Source organism: Hymenobacter chitinivorans DSM 11115, from assembly GCF_002797555.1.
GTDB classification, from domain to species: domain Bacteria; phylum Bacteroidota; class Bacteroidia; order Cytophagales; family Hymenobacteraceae; genus Hymenobacter; species Hymenobacter chitinivorans.
Genome location: NZ_PGFA01000002.1, coordinates 577,664 through 597,307, shown reverse-complemented (window position 1 = coordinate 597,307; position 19,644 = coordinate 577,664). Strand labels below are relative to the sequence as shown.

Annotated in this window: 17 protein-coding genes; 12 read left to right on the top strand and 5 right to left on the bottom strand. The window is 60.9% G+C overall.

All coding sequences use genetic code 11. From position 1 onward, the window contains the following. Positions 1–153: 153 nt before the first annotated feature. Positions 154–1,698 (top strand): hypothetical protein, encoded by a 1,545-nt coding sequence (locus CLV45_RS16190; protein WP_100337498.1) that lies wholly within the window; start codon positions 154–156, stop codon positions 1,696–1,698. 63 nt (positions 1,699–1,761) lie between these two features. Here CLV45_RS16190 and CLV45_RS16185 read toward each other — a convergent pair whose 3' ends face one another. Next, positions 1,762–2,256: a hypothetical protein gene (locus CLV45_RS16185; RefSeq protein ID WP_100337497.1), complete on the bottom strand. Its 495-nt coding sequence runs from the start codon at positions 2,254–2,256 to the stop codon at positions 1,762–1,764. A gap of 198 nt (positions 2,257–2,454) precedes the next feature. After that, on the bottom strand, positions 2,455–2,892 hold the full coding sequence (locus CLV45_RS16180) for a hypothetical protein (RefSeq protein WP_100337496.1): 438 nt from the start codon (positions 2,890–2,892) through the stop codon (positions 2,455–2,457). Between the two features lie 186 nt (positions 2,893–3,078). On the opposite strand from CLV45_RS16180, the gene CLV45_RS16175 reads away from it, so the two are divergent. Next, complete coding sequence (locus CLV45_RS16175; protein ID WP_170061876.1) at positions 3,079–3,813, top strand: LytR/AlgR family response regulator transcription factor; 735 nt, start codon at positions 3,079–3,081, stop codon at positions 3,811–3,813. Positions 3,814–3,833: 20 nt separating this feature from the next. On the opposite strand, the gene CLV45_RS16170 is transcribed toward CLV45_RS16175, so the two are convergent. Further along, entirely contained in the window at positions 3,834–6,902 is a 3,069-nt protein-coding gene (locus tag CLV45_RS16170; RefSeq protein ID WP_100337494.1) for an ATP-binding protein, read from the bottom strand. A 293-nt stretch (positions 6,903–7,195) separates the two neighbouring features. On the opposite strand from CLV45_RS16170, the gene CLV45_RS16165 reads away from it, so the two are divergent. The 6 genes from CLV45_RS16165 to ureG all read left to right on the top strand — a co-directional run bounded on the left by CLV45_RS16165 (position 7,196) and on the right by ureG (position 12,630). After that, positions 7,196–7,795 (top strand): urease accessory protein, encoded by a 600-nt coding sequence (locus CLV45_RS16165; protein WP_157807583.1) that lies wholly within the window; start codon positions 7,196–7,198, stop codon positions 7,793–7,795. A gap of 220 nt (positions 7,796–8,015) precedes the next feature. Next, complete coding sequence (locus CLV45_RS16160; RefSeq protein ID WP_100337492.1) at positions 8,016–8,759, top strand: urease subunit beta; 744 nt, start codon at positions 8,016–8,018, stop codon at positions 8,757–8,759. Beyond that, positions 8,756–9,310: a hypothetical protein gene (locus CLV45_RS16155; protein ID WP_157807581.1), complete on the top strand. Its 555-nt coding sequence runs from the start codon at positions 8,756–8,758 to the stop codon at positions 9,308–9,310. The genes CLV45_RS16160 and CLV45_RS16155 overlap by 4 nt, the downstream gene beginning before the upstream one ends. Positions 9,311–9,344: 34 nt before the next feature. Further along, positions 9,345–11,060: an urease subunit alpha gene (gene ureC / locus CLV45_RS16150; protein ID WP_100337490.1), complete on the top strand. Its 1,716-nt coding sequence runs from the start codon at positions 9,345–9,347 to the stop codon at positions 11,058–11,060. Positions 11,061–11,086: 26 nt separating this feature from the next. After that, the gene (locus CLV45_RS16145; RefSeq protein WP_100337489.1) at positions 11,087–11,758 is read left to right on the top strand and encodes an urease accessory protein UreF; all 672 of its coding nucleotides are present in this window, start codon (positions 11,087–11,089) and stop codon (positions 11,756–11,758) included. A gap of 119 nt (positions 11,759–11,877) precedes the next feature. Further along, positions 11,878–12,630: an urease accessory protein UreG gene (gene ureG, locus CLV45_RS16140; protein WP_100337488.1), complete on the top strand. Its 753-nt coding sequence runs from the start codon at positions 11,878–11,880 to the stop codon at positions 12,628–12,630. 162 nt (positions 12,631–12,792) lie between these two features. Here the strand turns inward: ureG and CLV45_RS16135 are convergent, their stop codons facing one another. Continuing rightward, entirely contained in the window at positions 12,793–13,638 is an 846-nt protein-coding gene (locus tag CLV45_RS16135) for an urease accessory protein UreD (RefSeq protein WP_157807579.1), read from the bottom strand. 228 nt (positions 13,639–13,866) lie between these two features. Between CLV45_RS16135 and CLV45_RS16130 the strand changes: the two genes are divergently transcribed. Together CLV45_RS16130 and CLV45_RS16125 are read left to right on the top strand one after the other, a co-directional pair. Further along, on the top strand, positions 13,867–14,463 hold the full coding sequence (locus CLV45_RS16130; protein WP_100337486.1) for an FMN-binding negative transcriptional regulator: 597 nt from the start codon (positions 13,867–13,869) through the stop codon (positions 14,461–14,463). Positions 14,464–14,541: 78 nt separating this feature from the next. Continuing rightward, entirely contained in the window at positions 14,542–15,258 is a 717-nt protein-coding gene (locus CLV45_RS16125; RefSeq protein ID WP_100337485.1) for a DUF434 domain-containing protein, read from the top strand. 9 nt (positions 15,259–15,267) lie between these two features. Here CLV45_RS16125 and CLV45_RS16120 read toward each other — a convergent pair whose 3' ends face one another. Next, entirely contained in the window at positions 15,268–16,677 is a 1,410-nt protein-coding gene (locus tag CLV45_RS16120) for a urate hydroxylase PuuD (protein WP_211289953.1), read from the bottom strand. A gap of 221 nt (positions 16,678–16,898) precedes the next feature. Here CLV45_RS16120 and allB point away from each other — a divergent pair, with 221 nt between their 5' ends. Both allB and CLV45_RS16110 read left to right on the top strand, forming a co-directional pair. After that, positions 16,899–18,242 (top strand): allantoinase AllB, encoded by a 1,344-nt coding sequence (gene allB, locus CLV45_RS16115; RefSeq protein WP_100337484.1) that lies wholly within the window; start codon positions 16,899–16,901, stop codon positions 18,240–18,242. A gap of 138 nt (positions 18,243–18,380) precedes the next feature. Then, the gene (locus tag CLV45_RS16110) at positions 18,381–19,643 is read left to right on the top strand and encodes an allantoate amidohydrolase (RefSeq protein WP_100337483.1); all 1,263 of its coding nucleotides are present in this window, start codon (positions 18,381–18,383) and stop codon (positions 19,641–19,643) included. The last annotated feature ends 1 nt before the right edge of the window (position 19,644 follow it).

The following is a 19,644-nucleotide window of genomic DNA, read 5'->3' as shown; positions in this document are numbered from 1 at the left end:
CGGAAGTCGCCGGTGAAAGCCCGAAGCTGTCCGCAAGTACTAGTGCCTTTGGTGCTTACGAAAAACAATATGGCGGATAACCACTATTTCCAATTACAGCTTTTATATCTATAACTATTTAACAAACAACATCTTACCAAACAGCACACTACAATGCCTAACGAAAGCATTGACCCGGTTTTTCAGTTAATTAAGTCCCTGACCCGCTCCGAAAAGCGGCACTTTCGGCTGTTTACCAACCGCCAGGGCTCCAACGAAGGGCTGAAGTTTCTGCAGCTCTTCGACGCCCTCGACGGGCAGGCGGCTTACGACGAGGAACGGGTGCTGGCCCAGGTACCGGCCATCAAAAAAGTGCAAGTCGCCAACCTCAAGGCCAACCTCTACAAGCAGCTGCTCTCCAGCCTACGCATGTACCACTCGGGCCAGAACCTGGACATTCAGCTCCACGAGCAGCTCGACTACGCCCGGGTGCTTTACAACCGCGGCCTCTACCAGCAGAGCCTCAAAATGCTGGAGAAGGTGAAGCAAAGCGCCCAGCAGGCCGAAATGCCCCACATTACCCTGCTGGCCCTGGATTTTGAGAAGCTTATCGAGGCCCAGTACATCACGCGCAGCCTGCGGGGCCGGGCCGAGGTGCTCTCGGCCGAAGCCTCCGACACGGCCGGGCACGTGGCCCAGCTGCACGAGCTGTCCAACGTGGCCCTGCGCATGTACGGGCTCTACCTCAAGATCGGGCACGTGCGCAACCAGGAAGACTACGACAACATCACGGCCTACTTCCACGAGGCCCTACCGGTGGTCGACCTCCAGCAGGCTGGGTTTTACGAGCAGCTGTACTATTACCAGGCCCACGTCTGGTACCATACCATCACCCAGAATTTTCCGGCCTGCTTCCGCTACGCCCAGAAGTGGGTGGACTTGTTTGAGCACAACCCCTCGATGAAGGAGCAGCAAACCATGCTCTATCTCAAGGGCCTGCACAACCTGCTGATTTCGCTCTACAACCTGCTTTATTTCAGTAAGTTCATTGAAGTACTGGAAACCCTGGAGGCCTTTGCCGCCGACCCCGAGCGCCGCACCAACCCCAACACGGAGATGCTGCTCTTCCTCTACATTTATACCAACCGTATCAATGCCTACTTCCTGCAGGGCCGCTTCACGGCGGGCCTGAACCTGATTCCCGACCTGCTCGACAACCTCGACCGGTTTCAGCTCCAGCTCGACTCCCACCGCCGCCTGGTGTTCTACTACAAGATTGCCAGCCTGTATTTCGGCAGCGGCAACAACGACAAGGCCATTGAGTACCTAACTAAAATCATCCAGTTTCGCGACGTGAGCCTGCGCGAGGATATTCAGTGCTTTGCCCGCATCCTCAACCTGATTGCCCACTACGAAGCCGGCCGCGACGAAGCCCTGGAGTATCAGATTAAGTCGGTGTACCGCTTTTTGGGCAAGATGAATGACCAGCAGCAGATGCAAGTGGCCATCTTCCAGTTCCTGCGCCGCGTCGGCGACATTGCCCCCGACGAGCTCAAAGATGCTTTTGTCCAACTCAAGGAACAGCTTATGCGCATTGCCGGCCAGCCCTTCGAGCGGCGCCCCTTCCTCTACCTCGACATTATTTCCTGGCTGGAAAGCAAGATTGAGAATGTGCCGGTTCAGGAAATCATGCAGCGCAAATTCCACAGCCTGAAATAGGCCAGACACCAAAAAAGGAACCCAGCTGGGTTCCTTTTTGAATTGTGGTCGAACCAGAAAAAATTAGGCGCTGTGGTAAGCGGGCAGCTTGCTTTCAGCCAGGCGCTGCTCCATCAGGGTTTTGCTGGCCAGTACGATGGTAGCAAAGCCCTGGGGGACCTCCGTGTAGCGCAGCGTTACCTGGGGGTCGGTCCAGTTCTCACTTTTGGCCGCTACCCGCTGGCTGGGGCCGTACTCCGACAAGAGCAGGTTGTGAATGCCCTTGCAGTTGTTGTCGCCCATCACGCGCAACTCAATGGAGCAAAGCTTGTCCTTGTAGAAACCGTAGCTAATCCCGGTGACGGTGTAGGCTCCAACCTGCAGATTTTCCCGCTTGCTGGTGTAGTACACGGTTTGGGTGCTAGCCTCTACCCGCTCGGGCACCAGGTGGCGAAACTTGCGGACATCGGTGCCCAAGGTTGCCCGGCGCTGTTCCAGAACGTGCCCAGCCTTGCCCGACTGTGCTACTACGGGGCCGGCAAGGGCCAGCATGAGCGAAAATGCAGCCAGGTATTTCATGGGCTCGGGTTGATAAAAACAGCCCCTAAGATTACTGAAAAAGATTAATAAAAACTACTTTTTCTATTCTTAGCACCTGCTACTCAACCCTCAAGCCGGCCGGCTCCGCCTTGCGGCCAGACTAAGAAAAGCGCGTACCAGCCTGTAGCTACTTCGCGCCCGGGCTGGCTTGGGGCAAGACCAGCGGGCCGCATTCCCTTACTTGCGGGCCACGTGGCCGGACAGTTGCAGCATCTGCCCGGCCTGCCGCTCCTGTAGCAGGTGAAAAGCGCTGTACTGACCCGGCGTCAGAATTTGCAGCATGGCCGCGTCGTACTGCTGCTGTACTTGCTCAGTGGTAAAGGCCGGGGCTTTGGCGGGGTTCGGGGCCGTAATGGCTTCGTTCAGTTGGCTGAGTTGCTCCAGTTCCTGGGTGGTAGCCTGCTTTACGGCCGCCGCCTGACTTATGCTCAGGCGCAGGGCCGAAGCGTAGTAGCACGAGAGCTGCAAGGCCCGCACCTGGCAGCTCTGGTCGGCGGTGGGGTTCTGCCCGCCCGACGCCGTCAAAGACAAGGCCGGGCCGGGGGTTGCCAGGGCTGGAACCGTACTAAATGTGGCAAGGGTAAATCCAGTCAACAGGTGCAGTACGTTTTTCATCGGGCGAGAGGAAAAGGTTAGCGAGAAGTTGTTGTGAAACTGAACGATGCAAACGTAGATTGTACCCCCTTTCGACGCGGACCTTTTAGCTCAACAGTACGCTAAGCTTTCCGAACGACGGGGTAGCCGATGCCAACGGCCGACGTTTCCTTGCCCCGCTCTTTTTCCTCTTCCCTAGTACGCCCCATGCCTACCTCCCCCGCTCGTCTGCGCTGCCTGGTTGTCGACGATAACGAAATCAACCGCCTCACGCTCGAGCATTTCGTGGAAATGACCGATGCCCTGGAACTGGTGGCCTCCCTGCCCGATGCGGTGCAAGCCCTGAACCTGCTCCGCAGCGGCACTGCCATCGACCTGCTGTTTCTGGATATCGAGATGCCCCTGCTCAGTGGCCTGGACTTGGTGCGGGCCCTGCCTGACCCTCAGCCCGAGGTAGTTCTGGTTACGACCCACGCCGATTTTGCCGTGGCCGCCTTCGAACTGGCCGTAGCCGATTATCTGGTCAAGCCCGTCGATTATGGCCGCTTCAGCAAAGCAGTAGCCCGGGTGCTGGCCCAGCGTGCTGCTACGGCCGCCCCGGCCCAGCCTGAAGGCACTAGCGCTACCGAGGGCTCCGAGCTGTTCGTCAAGGTGAACAATAAGCTCGTTAAGCTCGATTTCAATGATGTATTATACATCGAGGCTATGTCGACGTATTCGGTGTTTGTGACGCCCAAGCACAAGCACATTGTGTACATCACCCTCAAAGCCCTGGAGGACCGGCTGCCCTTCAGCCATTTTGTGCGGGTGCACCGCTCCTTTATCGTCAATACCAAGCGCATCGAGGCCGTGGAAGACAATCAACTGCTGCTCGGCGACCATGAAATTCCGGTGGGGAAATCTTACCAGGAAGAGTTTTTCCGCAAGCTGCGCAGCCTCTAGCGGAACTCAGTTCGGATGCCTTAGGCGTCTTCCGAACTGAGTTCCGCGGGCAATTCCTGCACTACCCGGTCGAGGCGGGTGGTGAGGTGGGCAATGGCGGCCATGCGGGTTTCGGAGCCACCAATGCCGTGGCGGGCCTGTTCGAGCCGCTTTACGGCTTCATCCACGCCTTCCACCCCCAGCTGCACCAGGTTGGGCTTGATGTGGTGCACCAGCTCGGCTACGCGGGTCCAGTTGCCGTCGCCGGCGGCCAGGCGCAGTTCCTGCACGGTTTCGGGAATGTTGCGCAGGAAGGAGCGAATGATCTTGTCAACAAACGTCTGCTTACCCCGGGCCAGCTCGCGCAGGCTGGTCAAATCGTAGCTGCGCGCGGGCTGGGCCGCCGAGGCTACCAGGTCAACGAGCTTCTGATAGAGGGCATCTTCCTCGAAAGGCTTGGCCAGGCAGTCGTTCATGCCGGCCGCCAGGTACAGCTCATTGTCGGCGCGGAAGGCGTTGGCCGTTAGGGCCAGAATGGGCACCTGGGCCCGGGCCGCGTCGGGGTGCTGGCGGATGCGGGCCGTGGCTTCCAGCCCGTTCATGTGGGGCATCTGGATGTCCATCAGAATTACGTCGTACACGTTAGCGGCATGCATCTCCACGGCCACCAGTCCGTCGGGGGCTTCGTCGACCTGCACCTGCCATTCCTCCAGCATCAGGCGGGCCACGTCGCGGTTGATTTCGTTGTCTTCCGCCAGCAGGATGCGGCGGCCAACCAGGGAACCAGTATCCACTACGTCTTCATTTTTAGCCCGGGGCGCTTCGGCTTTGGGCAGCGTGAGAACAAACGAGAAGGTGCTGCCGCGCCCCACTTCACTTTCCACCTTGAGCAGGCCGCCCAGCTTTTCGACCAGCACCCGGCTGATGCTCAGGCCCAGGCCCGTACCGCCGAAGCGGCGGGTGGTATCGGCGTAGGCCTGGGTGAAGCCCTCGAAAATGCGGTCAATTTTGTCGGGGGCGATGCCAATGCCGGTGTCGGTAACGCGGAATTCGGTGGTCAGGTGGGTGTCGGTTTCGCCCACGTAGTAGCCGCCCACAGTAATGGTACCCCGCTCGGTGAACTTCACGGCGTTGGACACCAGGTTGATCAGGATCTGATTGAGACGGAATGGGTCGCCGACCACCCAGGAATTGGGGCAGCTCTCGCGCAGGGGCGTGCCTTTGAACTCCAGGCCTTTTTCCATGGCCAGCAGCGCCAGCGGCTCCACGGCCTGTCCCATCGAGTCGCAAAGGTTGAAGGCGGTTTGCTCAAACTCCAGCTTGCCGGAGGTAATCTTGGCCATGTCGAGCACGTCGTTCAGGATACCCAGCAGGTGCTGGCCCGAGGAGCGGATCACCTTCAGCAACCCCTGTTGCCGCTCGTTGAGGTGGGTTTTGGCCAGCTGCCCGGCCATGCCCAACACCCCGTTGAGCGGGGTGCGAATCTCGTGGCTCATGTTGGCCAGGAAGTTTTCCCGGGCTTTGGCAGCGGCTTCGGCGGCTTCGGTGGCCGCTTTCAGGTCGGTAATATCGGTGCTGATGCCCAGCACTTCCACAGTGCCATCGGGGCGGCGCAGGGGGCGCTTAATTGTCTGGAACCAGAGCAGCTCCCCGGAAGGCAGCGTGTAGGGGTCTTCCTTCTTGATTTCTTCTCCCGTGGCCAGCACGTGGGCGTCGGCGGCGGTATACTCGCGCTCTTCCCGGGCCACCACGCTGCTGACATCCTGGGCCGCTTTGGCCCGGTAGGATCTGAACTCCTGCAGCTGGCGCATGGCGTGGTTGCGAAACACGAGGTTGCCAGCCGCGTCGCGCACGTAAATCAGGCTGGGAATAGTATCCAGCACCTGCTGGGTAAATTTCTGTTCGTCGAGCAGTTGCTGCTGGGCCTTTACCCGGTCGGTGATATCGAGGCCGTAGCCCAGCATAAACTGCAAGGTGCCATCCGGACCGGCAATGGCTTTGAAGTGGCGCTGGTGGCACCGTACGCCGTCGGGGTGGGGCGTAATATCGTCCCAGATAATGAGCTGATCGTCCTGGCGCGCCTCTTCGAACATGCGGACGCGCTGCTCGGCCAAGGACATTGGGTACTGGTAGCGCTGGCAGAATTCGGTGATGGTGTGGCCCAGCAGCCAGGTGCGCGCTTCGGTGGCCGGCACGGCGTAAGGGTTGGCGTAGAGGTAGCGCTGCTGGGCGTCGAGCATTACCACTTCCACGGGCAGCTCGTCCAGAATCGTTTCGTAGAACTGCCGCTGCTTGGCCATTTGCAGCTCCACTTCCCGCTGCTCGGTGATTTCCTGCAGATACAGATTGGTGTATTCCTCGGCCGCGAAGGGCATGGCCTTGACCCGGAACAGGCGCGCACCAAAGGCTACTTCCAGGGTTTGGGGCGTTTTGGCCGCTAGAGCCTGCGCCGCCGCGTCGAGCAAAGACTGCCAGACCCGGGCCAGACTGTCGGCGTCGAGGGCGTCGCGCAGCTCGCGCAGGGCCGCGTTGGCAAACAGCACCTCGCCGCTCTTGCGGAAGCGCAGCACCGGGTTAGGATTTTGCTCCGGAATGCGCGACATGGCCTGCAGCTCGGCAGCGGCATGGTGCTGGCCGGTCACGTCGCGGTAGCGCAGCAGCACGTTGGTCGAGCCCACCTCCAGGGCCTGCAGCGGCACTACGTCGCGGTCCAGAACCCGACCGTTGGTCAGGCGCACCAGCTTGCCGTAGGCCGGCTGCCCACTTTGCACCACGGCCTCAAACTCCCGAACCAGCTGCTGGGTCTGGTCGCAGCACAGGGTAATTTCGGCGCTGAGCTCGGCCACGGGGCGCTGCAGCCACTGGCGGGCGGGGGCCGAAACGCCAAAGAACTCGCAGAACGGCTCATTCAGCAGCAGCACCCGGCCTTCCGCGTTGAGCAGCACCACGCCTTCGGTGAGGTAGTTGGCGTAGTAGGCCATACGCTCATCCGCAACCTTTTTAGCCTCATGGGCTTGCTGTAAAGCCTGTTCGAGCTGCGCAATACGCGCCTGGGCCTGGGCAAAATCGGCGAGGGAAGGGGTAGCAGCGGAAGAGGTTAGGTCGGACATACTAGGCACTACAATAACAAGCAACTATGCAAGAAATGGAGAAGTCGGCAAGCGCAGGAGTTTTTTGGCCGAATGGGTTCTGTGACCATGCCAACGGCGGCCCCGACTAGTTGAACCAAGGCCCGCGCCAATTGAAACCCGCTCCTACCCACGAATCCGTTTTCAGCTAGCGCCGGCGCGGGTGGTGGGCTTGCTTGTAACAACTTTTTTCAAGGAAATATTCGATTCCGGCGGTGCTAAGCCCGCCTACCTTCTATATTGAGGGCTCAAGCATTTGGTATGCGCTGCTCGGAATGGAAGCTTTAGTCCCGATTATGTTTGCTTCGGTGGCCGGCCTGGGCCATGCCTTCGAGCCGGATCATCTGTTGGCCGTGGGCAATCTGGTGTCGCGGCGGGAGACGACGGCCGAGGCCCTGCGCGACGGAATATACTGGGGCCTGGGCCACACCACGATGCTGGTGCTGGTGGGCTCCGTCATCCTGCTCAGCCGGGTCACGTTTCTGACATCGGGCTACTTTGAAGCGGCCGTGGGCGTGCTGCTCGTGGCCATGGGCGTGAGCCGGCTGGTGGGCTGGAATAAGCCGGTGAACGTGCGCCCGGCCCGCTACCAGCACCGGTTGGCCTACACCGTGGGGCTGCTGCACGGCCTGGCCGGCAGCGGGGCGCTGGTGCTACTGGTGATGAGCGAAATCCGCCGGCCCCTGCCCGGTATTCTCTACATGCTGGTCTTCGGGCTGGGCTCGATTCTGGGCATGTTCGTGGTGGCCGGCCTGTGCAGTATTCCCTTTACCCGGCGCATGAAAATTAACCGGGCCCTGAAGTTTGGGAGCATCCTGCTCTCGTCGGGCCTTTGCGTGGGCTACGGGGCCTGGATGGTTTTTGAGAATGTATAATTCTAAGTCTGTCATCCTGAGGCGCAGCCGAAAGACCTTCCTCTCCTACCCCACCACAGCGAAGTGCCAACGGACCAAAGCCTTTTATTATAGAAGCATAAAAAGCTTGGTGCGTTGAATAAAGCTTATCACTCAGACGAGGAAGGTCCTTCGCAGGCGGACGCCAGATGAAGGATGACAGTGTAAACCATCAACTCCCAACAATCAGCTCCCCTACGCCATGCACCTGACTCCCAAAGACCTCGACAAGCTGGTGCTGCACCAGGCCGGTTTCGTGGCCCAGAAGCGCTACGCCCGCGGCCTGCTGCTGAATTACCCCGAAGCCCTGGCGTTGCTGGCCACCCAGCTGCTGGAGTTCATCCGCGACGGGGAAGCCGTGACGACGCTCATGAACAAGGGCAAGCTGCTGCTGGGCTTCCAGGACGTGATGCCCGGCGTGGCCGAGATGATTCACGAGGTGCAGGTGGAAGGCACTTTCCCCGACGGCACCAAGCTGGTCACGGTGCACCACCCCATCTGCCGCGAAACCGGCGACCCGGCCCTGGCCCTCTACGGCTCGGGCCTGACGAAAACCGCCGCCGTAGCCACGCCCGACAACCTGATCAACGACACGCCCGGTGAGTACCAGCTGAATGAGGGTGAGTTGATCCTGAACGAAAACCGCGACACGGTGGAAATTGAAGTGGTGAATATGGGCGACCGGCCGGTGCAGGTCGGCTCCCACTACCCCTTTTTCGAAACCAACGCCGCCCTGCAGTTCGACCGGGCCGCGGCTTACGGCTTCCGCCTCAACATCCCGGCCGGCACGGCGGTGCGCTTCGAGCCCGGCGAGCGGAAACGGGTGACGCTGGTAGCCCTGGGCGGCGAGAGAATCGTGTATGGGGGCAATGGGTGGATTGATGGGAAGCTGGATGAGACAGGGCAGAAGCAGGCAGCGCTAGACAAACTACCTGTTAAGCCATGAACTCTTACTTCATTCTTTGGCCCAATGAATGGTGCAAACGTCTCGCGCAAGCCAATGACGCCGGGCCATTACAGGTAGTTTATGGTGGTCCACACATTTCCGTTCCTTCCTTGGGCAAAGTGATGCCCGGCGACCTTATCTACTCAGTTGCAATAAAAGACGGACAGCTGTTTATTCTTGGTAAGCTAGAGGTAGAGCAAATTCAGGATGCAGATAGTTACTTGAAGCAACAGAGGGTCAGTAAACCTGATGGTGAACTTTGGGACACGTTGGCGCTTCCGCTACTAAAGCAACAGCCCCACTTAGGACACCTCATTCCCAGAAGCTGCATTGAAAAGGCGGCCACCGGTCTAGGGTCAAACTTGCGGTTCGACTTCAGTGTGCCAACTGCTGTAGCCCACATGCTGCGTTTCGGGCCCAAACCTGGTCAAGAGAAAGAGCTTCCGCAGGGAAAAGAGGGAAGGGTGTCACACATTGGCTTACAAGGGCATTTTCGCCGATTAAGTATCGACTCGGCTGCCCTTGTAGCCACGCTGATGAGTGAGTTTTAGAGTCAATTTGAATAACAGCTAATCGTCAATCTTCATGTCCCTCCCCATTTCCCGCCGCGCCTACGCCGATATGTACGGCCCCACCACCGGCGACAAAGTCCGCCTGGGCGATACTGACTTACTGATTCAGGTTGAGCAGGACTACACCGTCTACGGCGAGGAATGCAAGTTTGGGGGCGGCAAGGTGCTGCGCGACGGCATGGGCCAGGCCGCCGGCATCAGCCAGAACGAAGCCCTGGATTTGGTGATTACCAACGCCCTGGTGCTCGACTACACCGGCATTTACAAGGCCGACATCGGCATCAAGAACGGGCGCATCAGCGGCATCGGCAAGGCCGGCAACCCCCACATTATGCCCGGCGTGACGCCCGGCATGACCGTCGGCGTGACCACCGAAGTCATTGCCGGGGAGGGCCAGATTCTCACCGCCGGCGGCATCGACTGCCACATTCACTTCATAAGTCCCCAGCAGATTCCCGAAGCCCTGGCCTCGGGCCTGACCACGATGATAGGCGGCGGCACGGGCCCGGCGGCCGGCACCACGGCCACCACCTGCACGCCCGGGGCTTTTTACCTGGAAATGATGCTCAAAGCCACCGAGGCTTACCCTTTGAACTTCGGCTTCCTGGGCAAGGGCAACACCTCCAAGCCCGCGGGTTTGCGCGAGCAGGTCGAGGCCGGGGCCCTGGGCTTCAAGCTGCACGAGGACTGGGGCACCACGCCCGCCGCCATCGACCAGTGCCTGACCATAGCCGAAGAATATGACGTGCAGGTTTGCATCCACACCGATACGCTCAACGAAAGCGGCTTCGTGGAAACCTCCACGGCGGCGTTTAAGGGCCGTACCATTCACTCCTACCACACCGAAGGCGCCGGCGGCGGCCACGCCCCCGACATCATCAAAATCTGCGGGGAGCCCAACGTTATTCCCTCGTCCACGAACCCCACGCGGCCCTTTACGGTCAATACTATCGACGAGCATTTGGACATGCTCATGGTGTGCCACCACCTCGATAAGAACATTCCCGAGGACGTGGCCTTCGCCGAAAGCCGCATCCGGCAGGAAACCATTGCCGCCGAGGACATCCTGCACGATATGGGCGCGCTGAGCATTATTTCCTCCGACTCCCAGGCCATGGGCCGGGTGGGTGAAGTCATAACCCGGACCTGGCAAACGGCCCACAAGATGAAGCAGCAGCGCGGCGCTTTGCCCGAAGACGCGGCCGGCTCGTCCGACAACTTCCGGGCCCGGCGCTACGTGGCCAAGTACACCATCAACCCCGCCCGGGCCCACGGCATTGCCCACGAAATCGGCTCCATCGAAGAAGGCAAACTGGCCGATTTGGTGCTCTGGAAACCGCAGTTTTTCGGGGTGCGGGCCGAAATGATTCTCAAGGGTGGCATCATCGTGCAGAGCCAGATGGGCGACGCCAACGCTTCCATCCCGACGCCCCAGCCCTCGTTTTCCCGGCCTATGTTCGGCTCGTTGGGCGCAGCCATCGGTAAGGCGTCGATGGTGTTCGTGTCCCAGGCTTCGGTGGAAAGAGTGCGCAACACCTACGGCCTGCAGAAGCAGGTGGTGGCCGTGCAGGGCTGCCGCACGGTAGCCAAAAAGGACATGGCATTGAACGACTACCTGCCCAACATCCAGGTCGACCCCGAAACCTACCGCGTGACGGTGGATGGCGTGCACCTGACCTGTGAGCCAGCCCACAAACTGCCGCTGGCCCAGCTGTATAGCCTGTTTTAGAGTTTGTTTAGTAACTCCTCTCATTCATGTCCCAATTTGCCCGTCTGCTCCACCTCGTCGACTCGTCCATTCCGACGGGCGCGTTTGCCTATTCTTACGGGTTGGAAAGCAGTATTACGTTTGGGCTGATCCGCACCCAGTCGGAGCTGCGCAACTTTCTCTATTCCCATTTGCAGCAGGTTGGCAGCCTGGAATTGCCCTTTATGCACGCCTGCTTTCAGCGGGGCATAAGCCCTGAGTTGGCGCCCGTGGCCCAGGAATACGAAGCCCTGCTGCTGGTGCCGGCCCTGCACAAGGCCAGCGTGGTGCAGGGCCGCAACTGGCTTAAGCTGCTCGTTTCCTTTTACCCGGAGGCCAACTTAACCAGCATTAGTAACTGGTTCATGCAACACGAGTTGCCCCCGCACTTCACGCTGGTATTTGCCCTGGGCCTGCAGCAGGTGGGTTTTGCCCTGGACCAAGTTCAGACCATGTTTCTACACATGCTGCTGCGCGACCAGCTCAGCGCCGCCATCCGCCTGGGCTTCCTCGGCCCGATGGAAGGCCACCAGCTCCAGCACGATTTCTACGCCGTTTTCGAGCATATTCTGGCCTCCCAAGCCGGTAAAACCTACGCCGAAGCCACCCGCTCCGCCTTCGTCCTCGACGCGGCCCAGGTTCTGCACGACGACATCTATTCCAAGCTGTTTCAGAACTGAGCCGTCCGTCTGTAGCGCGAACTTTGTAGTTCGCGTGCCCCGCGCCAGTCGAGTCGTTCTGGCACGCGAACTACAAAGTTCGCGCTACTCACTCATTTACCACTTCACTCATTCACTCCATGCCCTTCGTCGAAAAACTCGCCCTGCTGCTGCACGGGCACACCCACGAAGCCTACGAGTCGCCGGGCGACTTTGCGCAGCGCGAAACCCGCCGCCTGCCCTCCTACCGCAACTTCCGCCAGCGGGCCTTTACCGTGGGCATCGGCGGGCCGGTGGGGACGGGCAAAACGGCGTTGCTCAAGGCCCTCTGCGAACGGATGCGCCACGAGCACGAATTGGGCGTGGTCACGAACGACATTTTCACCCGCGAAGACGCCGACTTCCTGATTCGGAACAGCGCCCTGAGCGAGGATCGGATTGTGGGCGTCGAAACCGGCGGCTGCCCCCACGCGGCCATCCGGGAGGATATTTCCCTGAATATGGACGCCCTGGAAGGCCTCATGGCCCGCTTCGAGAACAAGCTCGATTTCCTGTTCGTGGAAAGCGGGGGCGACAACCTGGCCGCCCACTTCAGCCGGGAGCTGGTCGACTACTCGATTTACGTCATCGACGTGTCGGGCGGCGACAAAATTCCGCGCAAGGGCGGCCCCGGCATCACCCAGTCGGACCTGCTCATCATCAACAAAATTGACCTCAAGGACCTCATCAAAGCCGACCTGGGCGTGATGGAGCGCGACTCGCGCAAGATGCGCGGTGAGGGTCCCTTCCTCTTCGCCCGCGCCATCGACGGCCACGGCCTGGATGACATCATCGGCCACATCAAAGAGGCCAAAGCCCGCGCCCTGGCCTCCGTGCGCGAAGACCGGCGGTAAATTCTCAAGGGCCCGAAAACAACTACTTCCGGGTCGTGGAGAAAGTAGCCGGGCTCGGAAACAATTGTTTTTGCGCCTAGCTACTGTCCCCGGGACTTCCAACAACTGTTTTTGAGCCCGGGGACAGTAGCCGAGTCTTCCAACAATTTAATAGACAAACTCCTAATACTTGCGCAGCAGCGGGTTGTAGCCCAGCATGTCCGCGGCGGCCAGCTCCTGCAATAGCTGCTCACACAGCGGCTGCAAGGCGGCGCGGCTGTGGGCGGCGGCCCGCAGAATATACACGTCCGCTTTGGCCCGGGACACGGCTATCAGGCACTCCTGGCTGCTGATCTGGAAGTGGGGCCCCGTGCTGCCGGGCATCTTTTGCTGCTCCAGGCGGGCGGCCAGGCGCTGGAATAAACTGCTTTCCGGGTTGCCAACCAGGTAGAGCGAGAAGAAGGTTTGGTAGCCGGCGAAGTTGGCCGGTGAGGCGGCAATGTGGTGCGCGGGCTCAAAACTCAGCTTATCCAGCAGCACCAGCCTTTCGCCCCGGCTCACGCGCAGCTCGGAATGCAGGCTGGTAAAGGCAAACCTTTCGCCCTGATCCATGCGGCCCGAGTGAAACCAATCCAGCAGCAGCAGGGTGGCCGTGGGGTGGAGCTGCCAGTGCTGGAGCTGCCGGTAGCGGCTCTCGGCCTGCAGCACCACCGGGTCGGGAAAGACGACGGCCAGGGCCCCGGCTTCCACGGTGCCGGCCACGTGCTGCTCGGCCACCGCCCCATCCAGGGATTTGAAAATCTTGGTGTTAGCCTGAGTGCTGACGAAGAGCCGGGCCCCGGCTTCCACGCCAATGCGCAGCCGGATAGCGTCGCCGGCGACCATGCCGCCGCCGTAGCTGCTCAGCACCACGTGGCAGGCGCTGGTTGGCGACTTGGGGTTCAGCAGCTTCAGGGGCTGGAGGTTGTGGCAGGTGATGAGCCGGCTTTGGCCCCGCACCTGCGCTACCTCCACGGTGCTCCACTTCATTCCGTCGGGGTTCAGTGCGTTCGGCCCAACCCTACCGCGGGCGGGGCCCGGCAAAGTAACCGTGCAATTCGCAACCGCCGACATGACAGCCGCAAAAGGTCCAAAAGAAAAAGCCCGCGGGCCACGCTTTTCGGCCGGGCGCCTTCCGGCTGCCAAATGACCATTACCTTGCTGCTTCCGGCTTCCGGCTGCCTACTTCCCCGCTTTCCTTCTTCGCTACCTGCTCCAATGTATATCCCCGCCAATTTTCAGCTCACCGACCAGGCCCAGGCCGTGGCCTTCATGCAGCGCTACGGCTTTGCCACCCTGGTCAGCACCAACCAGCAAATGCCCATTGCCTCCCACCTGCCGTTTAGCGTGGCTGTGGAAGGCACCCAGGTGCGCCTTACTTCCCATCTGGCCCGGGCCAATCCGCAGTGGCAATCCTGGGCCGGGCAAGACGTGCTGGTCATCTTTACCGAGCCCCACGCCTACATTTCGCCCACCCTCTACGACAAGCGGGAAAGTGTGCCCACCTGGGATTATATCGCCGTGCATGCCTACGGCCGGGTGCGTCCCCTCGAAGGCGAAGCCGACACGGCCCGGGCCCTGGAGCAGCTCATTGCCACCTACGAGCCGGCTTATCAGGCCCAGTGGGATAGTTTGTCCGAGAAATACAAAACGGGCATGATGCGCGGGATTGTGGCTTTTGAGGTGGAGGTGACGTCCTTGCAAGGCCAGCAGAAGCTGAGCCAGAACAAGTCGGCGAGTGAGCGGGCTGCCATTGCCGCCCACCTGGCCAGCGGAGATGATGCGGCAGCCCGGGAGCTGGCCCCTTATATCTAACCAAGCAATCAGGGCCCCTACGAACCAATTGCCTGCCCCGATTAGTAGGCCCCGTCCCTTACTTACCGTTTCCTGCCCATGCGTCCTGCCGATACCCGCCACCGCGGCCCCCACCCCAACGATACCCGCCTGTTCGCGCCCGACTGGGTGCCGGTGCTGCGCGAGGCCGTCGGGGAGCTGTCCTGGCTGCTCACGCGCGGCTACCCACCGGCAGCTACTCTGAAGCTGGTCGGCGACCGGTATGCCCTGACCGAGCGGCAGCGCTGGGCCGTGGGCCGAGCCGCCTGCACCGAGGAGCAGTACGCCCGGCGCACGGCCACGCTACTGCCCGCTACTGACCTCGGCGGCCGGCCCGTTGCCATTGATGGCTTCAACCTATTGATTACCCTCGAAACGGCCCTGAGCGGCGGCATCGTGCTGCGGGGCCGCGACGGAGCCCTGCGCGACTTATCCAGCATCCACGGCACCTACCGCGCCGTGCAGGAAACCGACCGGGCCATCCGACTGGCCGCCGCGGCCCTGCTGCCCCTCTCGCCCGGTCCCGTGCAGTGGCTGCTCGACCAGCCGGTGTCCAATAGTGGCCGGCTGGCGGCCCGCCTGCGCGAGCTGGGCCCCGAGCTGGGCCTGCCCTGGACGGCCGAAGTCGTGATGAACCCCGACCGGAACCTGGCCAAAACGACGGATATCGTCGTCACTTCCGACTCGGCCGTACTGGACCGGGCTGGGGCTTGGCTCAACCTGGGCGCCCTGGCCCTGGAGGCCGAGCCACCCCGCTGGCTACTGGATTTGGGGTAAGTACAGGCCTTACTTATTCTGGGCGCCCTGCTCAATCCAGCAGCGGATCAGGTCCCGCTCCTCCTGGGTCATGTTGGTTTTGTTGTTCTGGGGCATCGTTTTGGTGACGACTACGCGCTGCATGATCTTATCCTTGAGCCGGATGATATCCTCGGGCGAGTCGTATTTGACCCCGTTGGGCGCCGATTTGAACACTTCGTCGGTGGGGTTGGAGGAGTGGCAGCGCACGCAACGGTTTTGCACAATGGCGTTGACCTGCGCTATGCTCACATTAGGAGTGCAGGCGGCTGCGCCGGCGCTGGCCGCGCGCGGTGGCGCCGACACGAAGGCTACGGCCAGCAGGAATAGCACCGAAGCGGGCAGAATCCAGGTGGTGGCTTGCTTTTTCTCGCGCAGGTTGAGCCAGTGCTTCACGCCGGCCACGCCCAGGGAAATGGCGGCCAGAATCAGCCAGGGCTGGCTGTGGCCGAAGGTGCTGGGGAAGTGGTTGCTGACCATCACAAACAGCACCGGCAGGGTGAAGTAGTTGTTGTGCAGGGAGCGGGTCAGGGCGTTTTTGCCGAGCGTGGGGTCGAGGGGCAGGCCGAGCGTGGCGGCCTTCACCATGGCTTTCTGGGCCGGAATGATGGTGAAGAACACGTTGCCGACCATGAGCGTGCCCAGCATGGCTCCGAAGTGGATGTAAGCGGCCCGGGCACTGAACACCTGGCAGTAGAAGAAGGCAAACCCGACAATCACCAGGAAGCCCAGCAGGGCAAACCACATTCCCTTTTTCACCAGCGGCGACTTGCAGAGCACGTCGTAGATCAGCCAGGCCACGACAAAGGAACCCACCCCGATGGCCACGCCCGTGAGCGGGGCCACGTCGAGCACCTTGGGGTCGATGAGCATGGAGCCGGCGTTGAAGTAATAGACCACGAAGAGCAGGCTGAAGCCCGAAAGCCAGGTAAAATAGGCCTCGTACTTAAACCAGTGCAGGTCGCGGGGGATTTCCTTGGGGGCCAGCTTGTATTTTTCGAGGTAGTAAAAGCCCCCGCCATGCACGGCCCAGAGGTTGCCGGCCAGCTCGTCGCGCACGTTGTCAGTGCGGTTGAGGGCATTTTCCAGGAATACGAAGTAGAACGAAGCCCCAATCCAGGCAATGCCGAAGGTGATGTGCATCAGGCGCACCACGATGTTCATCCATTCCATCAAATGGCCTTCCCAGGGGGTGCCCTTGATGAGAATGTAGAACACGGCCAGCACGTAAATAACCGCCAGCAGAATAAGAAGATAGGAGAAGCCTTGCATAGTCAGGCCATTTTCCCCTAGCTTACCGCCCCTTTTGTCGACTTTGGCGAAGCGCTGTAGTGCGTACGTTGCTCCCAGCAGCAGCACGAGGCCGAGCAGGAAGGCAGAAAAAAGTAAAACTTGAGTCATGCAAGTAAAAGACCGGGCCCCGGGCGGGGCCTTGGGAAAGGGTGGGAGAAATAGGATTTTTCAGTCCAGAACGCCGCTTTCCGGCAAAAAAGCCGCGCTAGCAGCCTGCTAGGCGTATTTCTTGGTCGCAGGACCACCGAGTGCATACCCGTGCCGCGAGGGGAAAGTCGTGGAAAACTGGCTTGGAAAAGCCTCCAATTTAAAGAGAAAGTATCTTCCGTATGCCAGAGGTAGCCATAAAAAGCCAGCGCGTGGTATTGCCCCAGGGTGAGCAGCCCGCCGTGGTACTCATCGAAAACGGCCGCATTGCCGCCGTGCTGCCAATTGATGCTGCCGTGAGCTGCCCCGTGGTAGACGTGCAGTACCGGGCCGTGCTACCCGGCGTCATCGACCCGCACGTGCACATCAACGAGCCGGGCCGCACCGAGTGGGAAGGCTTCAACACGGCCACCCGTGCCGCGTTGGCCGGCGGCCTGACCACGCTCGTGGACATGCCCCTGAACTCGGCCCCGGTGACGACGTCGGTAGCCAACTTCGAGCTTAAGCTGGCCGCTACGCACGGGCAGCTGCATACCAACGTGGGCTTTTGGGGCGGCATCGTGCCCGGCAACGCGGCGGAAGTAGAAGGCCTCATTGCCCGGGGCGTGCTGGGTTTCAAAGCCTTTCTGACTCACTCCGGCATCGACGATTTTCCCAACGCTACCGAGGATGATTTGCGGCAAATAATGCCCATTCTGGCCCGGCACGGTCTGCCGCTGCTGGTGCACTGCGAGCTGACCACCGACGACGCGGCGTGGAAGCAGCACGATAAACGCTCCTACCAAAACTACCTGGCTTCGCGGCCCAAGCACTGGGAAGACGACGCGGTGAGCCTGATGATTCGGCTGTGCGCCGAGTTCCGCTGCCCCGTCCACATCGTGCATCTGTCCTCGGCCAATTCCATTGCGCCCATTGCCGCGGCCAAGGCCCAGGGTTTGCCGCTGACGGTGGAAACCGGGCAGCACTACCTGTTTTTCAACGCCGAGGACATTGCCGACGGCCAAACCCAGTTCAAGTGCGCCCCGCCGATTCGGGAAAAGGCCAACAACGACCAGCTCTGGCAGGCTTTGCAGCAGGGCATCATCGACTTCGTGGCTACCGACCACTCCCCCGCCCCCCCCGACCTCAAGCAGATTGAAACCGGCGACTTTACCACGGCCTGGGGCGGCATTGCCTCCCTGCAGCTGGCCCTGCCGGTGCTCTGGACCGCGGCCCAGCAGCGGGGCGCTTCGCTGCACGACCTGGCTACCTGGCTGAGCACCAACCCGGCCCGGCTCATCGGCCAAAGCCAGCGGAAGGGGCAAATTGCTACAGGCTTCGATGCTGATTTGCTGATTCTGGACCCCGAGCAGGCGTTCGACGTAACAGCCGACCTGCTTCAGCACCGCCACAAGGTGTCGCCCTACGTGGGACGGCAGCTACGGGGCGTGGTGGAGCAGACGTGGCTGGCCGGGCAACTGGTGTATGAGCGGCCGGAGTTTCGGGTGCTGAATCAGGGGCAGTTGCTGACGGACCGAACGGTGTAGAGACGCATACTTGCGTCTCCTCGTTGAACGGCCTACACCTGAACGACTTGGTTACCAACAACATCAGCAACGATTGAGACGCAAGTATGCGTCTTTACACTGTTCTGACTTCCTTTTCAACTTTAACCACTCCTTTTAGTGGACGACAACTACACTTCTCGGGCCGAGAAAATCCTGCGCCGCATTGAGGCTTTGGCCGCCATCAGCGAAGATACCGACGGCGTGACGCGCACTTTCGGCACCCCGGCCTTTTTGCAGGGCAGCGCCCTGGTCAAGTCCTGGATGGACGCGGCCGGGCTGGCTACGCGTGTCGACAGCATCGGCAACGTGCGGGGGCGGCTGGTGAGCCGCCATGCCGGGGCCAAAACTTTCGTCATGGCTTCCCACATCGATACGGTGGTGAATGCCGGCAAGTACGACGGGCCGCTGGGCGTGCTTATGGGCCTGGATTTGCTGGAGCAATTCGTGCTCAGCCAGACCGAGCTGCCGTTTCACGTCGAGCTGATTGCCTTCAGCGACGAGGAAGGAGTGCGCTACCACACCACGTACCTGGGCAGCAAAGTCGTGGCCGGCTCCTTCGACCAGAATCTGCTGACCAAAACCGACGCGCACGGCATTTCCCTGACCCAGGCCATTGAAACGATGGGCGGCACGACTCAGCTGCTGGCCGCCGAAGCCCTGGCCGTCGACCAGTGGCTGGGCTACTTCGAAACCCATATTGAGCAGGGTCCGGTGCTCTGGGAAAACCGGATTCCGGTGGCTTTGGTCACGGCTATTGCCGGGCAGCAGCGCGTGGCGCTCACCTGGCAGGGCATGGCCGGGCACGCCGGCACCGTGCCCATGAATATGCGCCAGGATGCCCTGGCCGGGGCCGCCGAATTCGTGCTGGCCGCCGAGCAGTTTGGCATCACCCACAAGCACGAGCTGGTAGCCACCGTGGGCAAGCTCGACGTGCGCCACGCGGCCAGCAACGTCATTCCCGGTGAGGTAATCTGCAGCCTGGATTTGCGCAGCGCCGACGCGGCCCGCCTGGCTACGGCCTACGCCGAGCTAGAGCAACACGCCCGGGCCATTGCCCAGAAACGCAACCTGACGCTCGACTGGAACCTGATTCAGTACACCGCGCCCGTCACCTGCGCCCCGGAAATGAATACCTTGCTGGCCCAGGCCATCAGTGAATCGGGACACGCGGTGGTCCGGCTCGTGAGCGGGGCCGGGCACGACGCGGTACCGATTTCGGCCGTTTCGCCGGCCACCATGCTGTTTATCCGCTGCTTTAAGGGCATCAGCCACAACCCGCTCGAAAACGTGGAGCTACCCGACGTGGCCGCCGCCGTGCAGGTGTCCGAGCGGTTTTTGCAGCTGCTTTTCTCCCATTACCAAACCACCCCTTCCGCCTAGA